This window comes from Tychonema sp. LEGE 07196 (assembly GCF_963890365.1).
Lineage (GTDB): Bacteria > Cyanobacteriota > Cyanobacteriia > Cyanobacteriales > Microcoleaceae > Microcoleus.
The window spans coordinates 1-12,178 of sequence record NZ_CAWPRX010000081.1 but is presented as its reverse complement, the minus strand read 5'-3'; the positions used below and the strand labels follow the sequence as shown (position 1 = coordinate 12,178).

Annotated in this window: 11 protein-coding genes and 1 tRNA gene; 1 reads left to right on the top strand and 11 read right to left on the bottom strand. The window is 45.4% G+C overall.

Translation table 11 applies throughout. The features are described 5' to 3' along the window. The 4 genes from AACV78_RS10260 to AACV78_RS10245 form a co-directional block, all read right to left on the bottom strand. A partial coding sequence (locus tag AACV78_RS10260) for a J domain-containing protein (protein ID WP_194074403.1) occupies positions 1-529 on the bottom strand: 529 nt, incomplete at its 3' end. A gap of 102 nt (positions 530-631) precedes the next feature. Beyond that, positions 632-1,447, bottom strand: coding sequence for an inositol monophosphatase family protein (locus tag AACV78_RS10255; RefSeq protein WP_194012928.1), 816 nt, complete (start codon positions 1,445-1,447; stop codon positions 632-634). 285 nt (positions 1,448-1,732) lie between these two features. Further along, a complete protein-coding gene (locus tag AACV78_RS10250) occupies positions 1,733-2,419 on the bottom strand; it encodes a thermonuclease family protein (protein ID WP_339383565.1) in 687 nt (228 codons plus the stop codon). Further along, a complete protein-coding gene (locus AACV78_RS10245) occupies positions 2,416-2,784 on the bottom strand; it encodes a 2Fe-2S iron-sulfur cluster-binding protein (RefSeq protein WP_194012927.1) in 369 nt (122 codons plus the stop codon). Before AACV78_RS10245 ends, AACV78_RS10250 begins: the two co-directional genes overlap by 4 nt. A 214-nt stretch (positions 2,785-2,998) precedes the next feature. Between AACV78_RS10245 and AACV78_RS10240 the strand changes: the two genes are divergently transcribed. Continuing rightward, positions 2,999-3,083 (top strand) — tRNA-Ser (locus AACV78_RS10240). Between the two features lie 197 nt (positions 3,084-3,280). Here AACV78_RS10240 and AACV78_RS10235 read toward each other — a convergent pair. From AACV78_RS10235 to AACV78_RS10205, 7 genes are all read right to left on the bottom strand, one after another. Further along, positions 3,281-4,510, bottom strand: coding sequence for an HhoA/HhoB/HtrA family serine endopeptidase (locus AACV78_RS10235; protein WP_370528875.1), 1,230 nt, complete (start codon positions 4,508-4,510; stop codon positions 3,281-3,283). Positions 4,511-5,239: 729 nt separating this feature from the next. Then, positions 5,240-6,322 (bottom strand): AI-2E family transporter, encoded by a 1,083-nt coding sequence (locus AACV78_RS10230; RefSeq protein WP_194012925.1) that lies wholly within the window; start codon positions 6,320-6,322, stop codon positions 5,240-5,242. 366 nt (positions 6,323-6,688) lie between these two features. Beyond that, positions 6,689-7,780: a D-alanine--D-alanine ligase family protein gene (locus AACV78_RS10225; RefSeq protein WP_194013009.1), complete on the bottom strand. Its 1,092-nt coding sequence runs from the start codon at positions 7,778-7,780 to the stop codon at positions 6,689-6,691. Between the two features lie 120 nt (positions 7,781-7,900). Further along, entirely contained in the window at positions 7,901-8,302 is a 402-nt protein-coding gene (locus AACV78_RS10220) for a hypothetical protein (RefSeq protein ID WP_194013008.1), read from the bottom strand. Between the two features lie 255 nt (positions 8,303-8,557). Then, positions 8,558-9,898 carry a tRNA (N6-isopentenyl adenosine(37)-C2)-methylthiotransferase MiaB gene (gene miaB, locus AACV78_RS10215; RefSeq protein WP_194013007.1) on the bottom strand — a complete coding sequence of 447 codons (1,341 nt, stop codon included), beginning with the start codon at positions 9,896-9,898 and terminating at the stop codon, positions 8,558-8,560. A gap of 323 nt (positions 9,899-10,221) precedes the next feature. Then, positions 10,222-11,361, bottom strand: coding sequence for a DNA cytosine methyltransferase (locus AACV78_RS10210; RefSeq protein WP_194013006.1), 1,140 nt, complete (start codon positions 11,359-11,361; stop codon positions 10,222-10,224). 308 nt (positions 11,362-11,669) lie between these two features. Continuing rightward, positions 11,670-12,098, bottom strand: coding sequence for a hypothetical protein (locus AACV78_RS10205; protein WP_194013005.1), 429 nt, complete (start codon positions 12,096-12,098; stop codon positions 11,670-11,672). Positions 12,099-12,178: the final 80 nt, after the last annotated feature.

Here is a 12,178-nt window from a genome sequence, read left to right as displayed (position 1 = left end):
GGGTTGGGGTTGTGACTTTTTCAGATGAACCGGTTCCAACCGCACCGCCCAAGCGCTCTTTTCGCAGCAGGTAAACCATATTAAGTTCGCTAATTTGAGCGATCGCCTCTTGCGTTTCCTCAACAGATTCGTACTGCTTGAGAGCTAGTTTACCAACTGCTGTTTTGTAAGCTTCTTCCAAATTTTTAGCGGTAGTTAACTCTTTAGCTGCTGCACTTTCGATGTGCATTTTTCCTTGTTCTTTAAGGACGCGCTTACCAATGGCTGCTAACAGCAAGCTGTATTCTTTGCGATCGCTTTCTTTGGAGAATTTATTGTAGGCCGGATTGACCACTTTTGACAAAAATTGGTTGGCCCAATCTTTATCGGCTTGGCTTTCAAAAGAGCAAGTATCCGAATGCAAGCGGCGGGCAATTTTCATGTAGCGCTTGCGGATGTCGTTAAACTCGGCGTCTAAAGGAACTCCCAAAATTGCGTGCTGATCTGTAAAATCGTACTTGAACAACCCTTTTGTCATTTCAAAAGACATAACTTTTACTCTCGCTTTCCTGGCTTTTCACTATCCTTTAATGTAACTTGACTTAAGGGGTTGTGACCCCCGTATTACCCCCGATCCCTTGCTGTCGAAACGCTACTTCCATGAAGATAAGGGAGGAACTGACAGCAGTGCACCGCTTAGTTCGGCGTGTATTTTGCCGTTGGTGGCCAAAACTCGACCAGAGTTCATCTCAAATGCACCCCCATCATAGGCTGTAACTTGACCTCCGGCTTCGGAGACGATGAGTACGCCGGCTGCTACGTCCCAAGGGGAGAGTCCCCGTTCCCAGTATCCGTCCAATCGCCCGCAGGCTGTATGTGCTAGGTCTAGGGCTGCGGAACCGCTGCGCCGCACGCCTTGGGTGAGGTGGGTGAGGTGACAGAATTCGGCATAGTTATTATCTGCTGTGGAGCGCCGATCGTAGGCAAAGCCGGTCACTAGCAAGCTGTTTCTCAATTCTGAGCTTTGCGAAACTGCGATCGCCCGCCGGTTGCAAGTCGCCCCCAATCCTTTAGCTGCGCGAAACAATTCGTTATGAGAAGGGTCGTAAATTACGCCAATTTGTGGTAAGCCGTCGATTAAAAGCCCGATCGACACGGCGTAAAAAGGATATTGGTGAGCATAATTGGTTGTACCGTCCAAAGGGTCGATCGCCCACAGGTATTTGCTAGCTGCATTCCCTAATGAACCGGATTCTTCCGCGAGGATGGCGTGTTCGGGTACGTGGCGGCCGAGAATTTCTAAGATAACGGCTTCTGAGGCTTTGTCGGCTTCTGTGACCAAATCGCCCGATCGACCTTTTTCTTGAATATTTTCTAATTTACCGCAGAAAGATTGCAGGACGGCACCGGCCGCTAGGGCTGCTTCGGTTGCTATTTCTAAGTAGTTTTGCAGTTGATTGTTTGTCATTTGTTAGTTGTTAGTTGTTATTTGTTATTTGTTAGTTGTTATTGGTTAGTTGTTGGTTGTTGGTTGTTATAGCAATTCTCCAAGTTTTTGCAACAGTTATGACTTTTGGGTTTGTTTCCTGAAAGACTACTTGTAAGGTTCGTCGCTGTGAGACAGTCGCTTTTTTTGATAGCGACGCACCGGTTCAGCTAATGTTGCATGATTTTTTAGAATTAGTATTAGTTGTCAACAGTCAACAGTTAACAGTCAACAGTCAACAGTCAACAGCCAACAATTCCCTACTGACTATTTCTGCTGATTTTGCTGGCGGAATTCAGCAGGAGTTTGGCGCAAAGCTCGTTCTGGGTTCCACAGCCCTTTACCCATGAGTCTCGCCCATTCTTGAGCGTTTAGGAGTCGCTGTTGATATTTCGTGTTGCGCGATCGCCCTGATGCCAAAACATAACCTTCTTTGACTAGCTGTTCGTTGAGCAAAATTCCATCTTGCCACAAATAAGCTAATTTGCGATCGTACTGGTCTTTTTCTGCGATGTCGGATTCTAACAATACTTGTTTTTCCCCAATTAGTTGTTCTAATCTTTGTTTGGCTGCTTCTCCCCAAGGCTGCTGTTGAAAATCTGGTGCATCAATACCAATCAGTCTGATTTGTTCTAATAAGGCGATTTTGTCGGCTGTACTGATAACTTCGATTGTTTGCCCGCTGAGGATTCTTTCTACTTTGGCGATCGTACCTTGGGGCATTTCTGGTTTTTGGCAGCTAGCTAACAACACGCAAAGGGCGATCGCAAATAACCGATAAAGCAGCATTATTAATTGGGAATTGGAAATTGGCAATTGGCAATTGAGGGAAGCTACACTTTGGCAGGGAAAATAAAAGTTTTCTGTTTCGTAATAAATTTTCCCTTGTAGTGCTGTCTCGCCCGCGATCGGCTCGCTCTGGTATAATTCCGCAGTTACCGGATTTGAGATCATTCTTCATCCAAGGGCAAACCAACTCTAACCTTACCTTTACCGAAATAGCGACCGAATTGCAATTCATAAACTTCGTCTTCGTCTTGCGTCTCTACCTCAATGTTAGAACGGGGATAGCAGACGCACAGCAAAGCATAGCCTTCTTTTTGCAGTTCCACAGAAAGCCCCATTGCTTCAGGCTGGTGCAGTTCCCCCGACTTGACGCGCACCGCACAGGCCGTACAAGCGCCGTTGCGACAGGAAAAAGGCAATTCTACTCCTTGGTTTTCCGCGCTTTGGAGGATATAGCGGTCTTCGGGTACTCGCACTGTGTGGCGATCGCCTGTCTGTCTGTTATGAATTTTAATGGTGTAAGAACGAGTCATGGAATTTTAGATTTTAGATTTTAGATTTTAGATTCGGGTTTGGCAGGCAAAACCCTTGATATCAATCGGTTTGCGCTACAGCGAGGAGAATTCTATCCGCCCCGCGTGACACCCTACCCACATTAAACAACAAATTTATGCCCTTACCCCTTCCCAAATCAGATTTGTTCTGGTAAGATAGTTTAGCTGTGGCTAAATGAATAAATTTAGTCCTGGAGAGGTGGCCGAGCGGTTGAAGGCGCACGCCTGGAAAGTGTGTTTAGGGCAACTTAACGAGGGTTCGAATCCCTCCCTCTCCGTTTATAGCCTTTGTCAAAAAGGTAAGTTACAGGTTGAGATTACAGATTGGGGGATTGATGGATTGAGCGATCGATCCGTCAATCCCTTATCTTTTGCCAGAAATTTTATAAACCCGTCCCCGCCCCACGAAAAAACTTAAAAGTTAAGCCAGAGAAGTAAAATCCCTGGCTTAACTTAACCTGAAATATCAACAATTCTACTGCTTCATATCCGCCGGAAAAGCACCAGCTTTCACCGCCACAGTCACCGGTTGCCCGCCGCGACTCAACTCAAGCTGCATATCAGTGCCTACTTTACTTTTTTCGACAATTTGCTGTACGCTGCCAGCATCGCTGACTTCTGAACCGTTGATTTTTTTAATCACATCGGCAACGCGAACTCCAGCTTTTGATGCCGGAGAATCTTTCGCAACTCCCAGAACTAACACGCCTTTATCGTCAGTCAGTTTCAATTTAGGGTTGGGATTTTTATTGAATTGTGCCTTGATTTCGGGAGTAATGCTCAACATCCGAACGCCGAGATAAGGATGTTCGGCTTTTCCGGTGCTTACTAATTGGTCGGCAATTTGTTGCGCCCGATCGATCGGAATCGCAAAACCCAATCCTTGGGCACCTTGAATAATCGCCGTATTCATGCCAATAACTTGACCGCGTTGGTTCAGCAACGGGCCGCCCGAGTTACCCGGATTGATGGCCGCATCGGTTTGAATAAAGCTGACGCGCTTGTCGGGAACGCCGACATCGGCGCTAGAACGGCCTGTAGCGCTAATAATCCCCACAGTCACGGTATTGTCCAAACCGAGGGGATTGCCGATCGCGATCGCCCATTCTCCCGGCAGTAACTCTTCAGATTTGCCCAAACTCACCACAGGCAAATTGTTAGCTTCAATTTTCACAACAGCCACATCAGTAACTGTATCTACCCCTAAAACTTTGCCCACAAATTCGCGACCGTCCTTCAGTTTTACCGTCACCGTATCCGCGCCGTCAACAACGTGAGCATTAGTCAAAATGCGACCGTCGGAACCAAAAATAAAACCCGAACCGGAGCCTCGTTCTACCCGATTTCCCTGCGGTACCTGAGAGTCCGGCCCGAAAAAGCGGCGGAAAAACGGATCGTTCAAAACATCAGGCTGTTGGGTTTTCACCGTGCGAGAAGAATCGATTCGCACCACTGCAGGCCCGACCTCCTGCACTACTTTACTCACGAAATTTGAGTCTTGAGAAGGCAGTATATTTGCCGGGAATCCTGAGATTGGCGATGCAGCATTTGCCGGTTCAGCTTTGATGGCGTTAGAAGAGCCGGGAACTGAAGAATTTAGGGCATTACAGCCGACAGTTGCGGTGGAGCCGATCAAAATTAGAGATACAAAAGCAAGTTTTTTTGGCAGAGAAAACTTGCGAGAAAGCTGAGTTTGATTAGGCATATTTTTGCTTGACATAATATTGATATGGTGGGAGAATGGGCGAGACTTATAATTATCGTTTTGCATTTTTAGCACTACCGTGTAACTAACTTACAACTCAATGCTCTATAATTTTAATTCAAGCATTTGTTAGATCTACTTGCCTGGTAGGGTTTACCCTACAGAGTTGGGTAGAAACCGGACTTACCCGGCTAATGGCTGATTGCTGTTTGCAAGGGCGATCTTTTGTCAGCACTGGCCAATTGCCACCTAAATGCAGTAATAGATACTACAGTAACCACTCCGCATATTCCGCATTTTCTGGGAAATTTTTATACAATCAGTTCTATTATGTTCGCAGCACCGGACTCAAGTCTTCAGAATTTCATGAAGACCAAAGTTTGATGCTGCAAACTCGATCGCGTTATTTTACTGGATGCAATCTCATATCGCGTCCGGTAGGTCGATCGCGATCGCATTGGTTTGTAGTGCGGACAACCGTCCGCTCAATAGAATGTACTCTCCTCCGCACTACGAACCATTTTTGTCGTAGTAATCGACCGGATGCGATATCATTGCCAATTCTGCCATCTGAAATCTTCGATCTAAAATATCAAATAAGTAGGTGGACAAAATTAATTACACAATATCATTGCGAAGATATCGAAGCGTAATGAAGCAATCGCTTCGGTTGGGATTGCGTCGCTCCGATCGCAATGACTGTAAATATTTTTGTCCACCTACTTAGTATTATGGCTCCATAGGTTCAATAGCATTAACCTCATCAATTTCCATCGACTTGTGCCTAGAAATTTCCCAAGCATCAACAGCATTCTTAATAAAACCGGCCATCGGCACCGCAACTATCAGACCTGCTAATCCCGCAACTTTCACCCCTATTAGCAGCGACACTAAAATCCACACGGGATTCAAGCCGATAAAACCGCCTAATAACCGAGGAGCGACCCCGCTTTCAATGACTTGATCGATTATGGTAGCAACAACTAAAACTGTGACACCAAGCCAAAAGTTGTTTAATGTAATCAGCAAACTGACAATGCAAATACTAAAAGGTGCCCCGAAGGGAATCATCGTCATTACCCCCACACCCAAACCGAACAGCAAGCCGAAGGGAACTCGTAAAATTAAAAAAGCCACAGTCATCGACAGTCCCATCAAACCCGCCAAAGTTGCTTGGCCGACAAAGTAGTTGTGGAAACTTCGCGCCAGCAACAGCCGCAATTGCAAGCTCAGTTTGGAAGGTAGCCACTTAAATAATCCTTCCCACAGGCGATCGCCGTGCAAGAGCAAGTAAAATGTCAGGACTATTGTCAGTAGAAAATTCACCGCACTGTCTGCCGCACCCAAACCAAATTTGAGGATTTCGCCCGTGAGAAACTGCAATTGAGCTGAAAGTCGATCGTTCAATTGAGCAGTTAAACTGGTAATATCAATGCGGAGATTTCGATTTTCCACCCACTTGTTAAATGCTTCAATCTGTTGCGTCCCAGAAACTATCCAAGTTGGCAGCCTCGTGGCGAGTTCAGTGACTTGATTGAGCAAAATAGGAGCCAGAGTGATAGTTAAAACCACTAATATCAGTAAAGTCAAAAACAATACCGACAAAACTGCCCGATCGCGCTTCAAACCATATCTGCGGAGAAAGCGCACCGGATAGTCTAGCAAAAAAGAGAACACTGTAGCGACTACCAAAACGGTAATCAGGGCCCGAAAATATTCAAAAACCAGCAGCGCTAACCAGCAGTTGAGTACCGTTAGCGGAAAGAACAATCCGTAAGTCCACCAATGCGACAGTTGAGTGAAACGTCTCATCTAAGTTAACCCAGTTAAAATTGGAGATGCCTGATGCGAGATTGACACTGCTATTCGCGGTTCTGGGTCAACCATTTTATGTTGAATTTATTTATACCAGCCTGCAGAAAATCATCAGTTGCTCGACCAGCCGCAGAAATTGAGCTGCTGGCAGGCAATGCCTGCCAGAACCATCTTATATCGTTTCCGCTACTATGGATATATCCTGCGGAATAACTTATACCAGTTTTCTAAAGATATGCTATGGATGAAATCCGAAGCCCCCCCTTAATAAGGGGGGGTTGGGGGGGGTAAGATCTAGCGCTACTTTATGAAATTGGTATTACTTTTTGCTGTTGCTACCAAAACAGGATAGCGACTCGCGATTCAACCTTTTTTCCCGTGCCGTTCGAGAGCTAATTGAATTAAACAATCCACTAATTCTGGAAAAGGAATGCCGTCCGCCGCCCACATTTGAGGATACATACTGGTAGCTGTAAAGCCAGGGAAAGTATTAATTTCATTAATCAAAACTTCTCCCGTCGATTCAATGTAGAAAAAATCTACTCGCGCTAAACCGGCTGCGTCTACAGCCAAAAACGCTTGCACTGCCATTTCTTGAATTTGCGAGGCGATCGCACCGCTAACTTTTGCCGGGATTGAGCAATCGGACTGTCCCTCAGCATATTTAGTTTCATAGTCGTAGAAATCGCTTTTAAAAGTAATTTCTCCTACTGTAGAAGCTTTTGGGTTGTCATTGCCCAAAACCGCACATTCTAACTCTCTAGCCACCACACCCGCTTCCACAATTATCCGCCTGTCGTAGCTGGCGGCGCTGTCGAGGGCCGCTTCTAATTCAGCGCGCGATCGAGCCTTAGAAATTCCCACAGACGAACCCAAATTCGCGGGTTTTACAAAGCAAGGATAGCCCAAACTTTCCTCAATTTTGTCGCACAGTTTGGGGAAAACGCAAGGATTAGACCAAATGTCGGAACGGTTGACAGCGACATATTTTACCTGTGGCAAACCAACTTGAGCAAAAGCCATTTTCATCGCAATTTTATCCATTCCCAGCGCCGATCCCAAAACCCCGGAACCGACAAAAGGAATTTGCAATAATTTAAGCAACCCTTGCACCGTACCGTCTTCGCCGTTTGGCCCGTGCAAAACCGGAAACCAAACATCTACGGAATTAAAATTAGGAAATTGCGGTTGTGGAGAAGACAAAGCAGAGTTTTCGGGTTCTCCTTGTGCTGTTTGCGACTCTATTTCCAGAGATTTTCCTGTTTCTAAAACTTGTTGTGGTGTCGCACCCGACAGCCAGCGGCCGTCTTTTTGGATGTAAAAGGGCAGAATTTCGTATTTAGAGGCATTTGCATCAGCAGCGAGGGCGCGGGCGATCGCCCGCGCCGAACTAATCGAAACTTCATGTTCGCCCGATCGCCCGCCGAAGAGTAACCCGATCCGCATCTTCGTCATTTTTCAATACTCCCGGTACTTTTTGACAAATATACACGCACTTAGCGCAGCTAGGCCAGGAAGTATGAGACAGCAAGTGAGAATCAAGGGTAAGGAAACTTGGGCTATTATCAGCTATAGCTACTCCGGCTGTATAGGTTTCACAAAACTGCTGCGAGCCCGAACAAAACAATTACTCGGCCCGCCGACACCCTCACTTTTTGCCACAAAAAACCAAGGTTGATGTCGATCGTCATACAAAACCCCCAATCCGCTAGGGCCGAGATAAATTTCAAAATTCTGCCCTTGTTTCAAAGTACCAACAACAGGCCAACTGCCAATATTTAAATCTATCTTGCTCCCCGGATCTTCGATTTCCCGAATCGAATGAGATCCCATGCGGCAGTTGAGGCCGTTCGGGTCAGAATCTACCACTTCCCAATATTGGTGCGAAGTTCTTGTATATTCTCCCTCTTCGTTTGGCTGCGGCAAATCAGCTTGTGAAGCAGACAGTTGTTCGTCGAATCCTGAACTTTGTGTCATGAATTTAAACCCTTTTTTGTTAATTTAAATGAGGAATTGCATTCCTCTCGATCGCACTATAGCAATCCTAAATAATTCGCAAAACTTGTAGGGGTAGCGCCCCGTGCCTACCCCTGATTAATCGGGGATTTTCAAAGGTAACAGCCCTACAATAAATTACACAACTGATGGGAGGATTGCTATAATCTTTATCTCAGGTGCTTGCGGGGCATCCTACAACATAATAGAGGTTTTGCACAAGTTCTGTCAAAGCCCTTACAGCATTTCTCCAGTCAAACTAAAAGCGCGAATATCAGTAATTTTCACCCGCACAATTTTACCCGCCAACTGTGCAATATCGCCCTTAAAAAAAGTGAGGCGATTACCGCGAGTGCGTCCCATCACCTGACTTGAATCCTTAAGATTCTGAACTTCCACCAAAACCTCCTCAGTGCGTCCGAAATAGCGCTGCGATCGTTCCATAGCCGTTGTTGTGACTACATGATTGATTCGTTGCAGGCGATCGGCCTTCACCTCCTCACTCAACTGATTTTCCCACAAAGCAGCCGGCGTTCCCGGGCGAGGCGAATAAGCCGCCGTATTCACCAAATCAAAACCAACATCTTCGATCAACTTCAGAGTCTTCTCAAACTGGGCTTCAGTCTCCCCCGGAAAACCCACAATCGCATCAGCAGTAATCGAAGCATCCGGCATATAACCGCGAATCATATCAACAATGCGGCGGTACTTCTCCTGAGTATAACCCCGCGACATCGCCTTCAAAATATCATTATCTCCAGACTGAAAAGGCACGTGAAAATGTTCGCAAACCTGCGGCAACTCCGCACAAGCCTTAATCAATCTTTCATTAAAATAGCGCGGGTGGCTAGTAGCAAATCTGAGGCGATCGACCCCAGGAACATCCCGCACAAAATAAAGCAAATCCGTCAAAGTATGCTGGTTGCTGCCGTCCGGTTTCGTCCCCGGCAAATCGCGCCCGTAAGCATCAATATTCTGCCCCAACAAAGTCACCTCCTTGTAACCTTGACGGCCCAACTCCTCCATTTCCGCCCGAATAGCCTCCGGCATTCGTGACTGTTCAACCCCGCGAACATTCGGCACAACACAATAAGTGCAGCGTTCATTGCAGCCATAAATTACATTCACCCAAGCAGTCACCTTGCTGTCGCGGCGAGGCTTAGTAATATCCTCCATAATCTCAACAGCTTCAGTCGCCACAACTTGATTTCCCTGAAAAACTTCTTCCAGCAAATCTTCAAGTCGGTTAGCGTGTTGCGGCCCCATTACTAAATCCAATTCCGGCACTCTCCGCAGCAGCGCTTCACCTTCCTGCTGCGCCACGCATCCAGCCACAACTAAAGTCAAACCAGGTTCTTTGCGCTTGCGGTGAGCCTGCCTTCCCAGGTTAGAATAAACTCTTTGTTCGGCATTATCGCGAATCGTGCAAGTATTGTAGAGAATCAAGCTAGCGTCGTTAGGGTCTTCCGAGAACTCAAAGCCCATATTTTCCAGAATGCCGGCCATCCGTTCCGAGTCGGCTTTATTCATCTGGCATCCGAAGGTGGTAATGTGATAGCGGCGGGGTTTAACAGTCATGGCGAATTGCAGGCAAATAAAAAATATAGGTTTTCAAGCTCAACCAACTATTATAACACTTTTGTGTTAAAACTGACAGAATAGCACCATTCTCAACAAGCTCTTAAAAACCGGGTTTCTGAACGAGAGATATAGGTTGTGATGCTAAATTTTCGGTCAGAAACCCGGTTTTTACCGCAGGTGCAAGATGTGAGTTAAAAGAGATACGTCTGGTGATTGGGAATTTTAGCAATTATAGGGTGTGCAATGCGCCCGTTATCACTACAAATAGTTTTAGATACCGACAAAATCTCCGAAGTTGGGTATTTAGCTGTTCTGTTTTTTTAGTGAGATAAAAACTGTAAAATTGTTTTGGCAATACCTCGTGCAGCCAAATAAGGAACCCCATTGCCAACTGTTTTAAACATATTAGTTAATGTCATATTTTCTGGTAGCGCAAACTCTTTTGGCAGAGACTGAATAGCCAGTGTTTCTGCAACAGAAAGCCTGCGAACTTTGTAAGGGTGCAAGTGAACTTCGTTATTGCCGTAACAAGCAGTCGGGGAATAACGCCACCGGTGCAAACGCTTGTAAGATTTTTTAGAATTATCTCCCTCACCGACAGCAGCAAATCTTTTAATTCCTGCTCTTGGTTGAAAGTAGTGTTGGGCATTAGGATGGTTTGCAACATCATTTTTTTGGAACCAAAACTGTACTGTTAACTCTTTCGGAACGCTATCAGGACAAGGCAAAAAACTATCGCTGACAAAGGCATTTATTTCAGGCCAAGGACAAGCAAAAACTTCAGACTTTGGATATAATATCTGATTAGACCAAGGAAATAAATTTTCAGGCAACATCGGGCTATTTTTATCTAAATAAATACCCATATTTTTAACAATATCTTTTTGGAAACCGATTAAAATAATCCTGTCTCTATCTTGCGGGACACCGTATTCGATCGCATTTATTAACCTTTCCACAAAAACATATCCCGAATCAGCCAACTTAAGCTTGAGTTCATCGTAAAAAGCTTTATGCTTTTTGGTTCTCCACAACCCTTTGACATTTTCAAACAAAAAGAAATCCGGCTGCTGCTGACAAATCAATTCAATGTACGAAGCTGAAAGTTGACCTTTATCTCCTTCCCCACCTCGGTTTTTGCCACCAATAGAAAAATCAGGACAAGGTGGCCCAGCAATAAATCCAATAATATCGTGATGCTTGCGGGCATCCTGCATCAATTCCCGCAAGTGAAGTGCTGGTTTTCCCTCTACAAGTCGAGTGACATCTGCTTCCTCTCCTTCGCAGTGTCCGTATTCTGGCTGCGGCAAATTTAGACACTGGCGAGAGTAGCGGTATGCTTGCATAAAAGGCGGGAAAATTTCATTGACATACACTACATTAAAGCCGCTTAATTCAAAACCGAGGTCAAGGAATCCCGAACCGGAAAAAAACGAAAATATACAAGGAGCAGGGTGCATTGAATCATCCCATTCATTTTAAAATAAGCTTACTATAAATTCGGGTTTGTTATCCCTTTTATCGCTCGGCGGTTGAAACCGCTCCTTGTCACACAAAGTCGGCCTGCGCCGACTCAAAAATAAACAGTGTCTCAAACCCTGATTTCGGATTACTATAAATTCAGTTGAGCGTGTACCTTCGGCTGGCCCCAAATAGACTTTTCCTTGCCGGTATGCGCTACCAAATTCTGCCTGATATGGAAAAGTTAATCTGCCTGATATCTGCGGTTTTACTTCAAATCAAAAAAATACGCAACTCAAATCTATGCTTAAAACCACTGGCCGCCTCGAAAACGCCAGTAGGGAAAAAAAATCCGCATTAGTGTTTGCGATGCCAGATAAATAGCCAGCCACACTAAACTATAATGCAGTGCAAAAGCTCCCAAGTCAAAATCTTGGGCAGGTATTCCCGGCAAACCAATAATCTTGATTAAAAATAACACAAAAAGCGCTTCCCAAATCCCGGCAAGCAATTGAAATACACCGGGCCAATCTCGATCCCAGCGAAACTGCTGGATATAGATATATAAGGCATCCCAGCCGAGGCCAAAAATTGCTAGATAGCCTAAAATCAAGAAAAAGATTGAGCCGGATTTGGTTGTCATTAAACCCATAAAAAAGGGCAGTGTTACTAAAACACCTACGGTTGCAAATAGCAGTAAGCGAGTTTGCCAGCGGCCGAATAAGGTGGGAGTCATGCGATTTTAGATTTTAGATTTTAGATTTTAGATTGGGAATTGGGCATAGGGCATTGGGGATTGGGAATTGGGGATTGGGG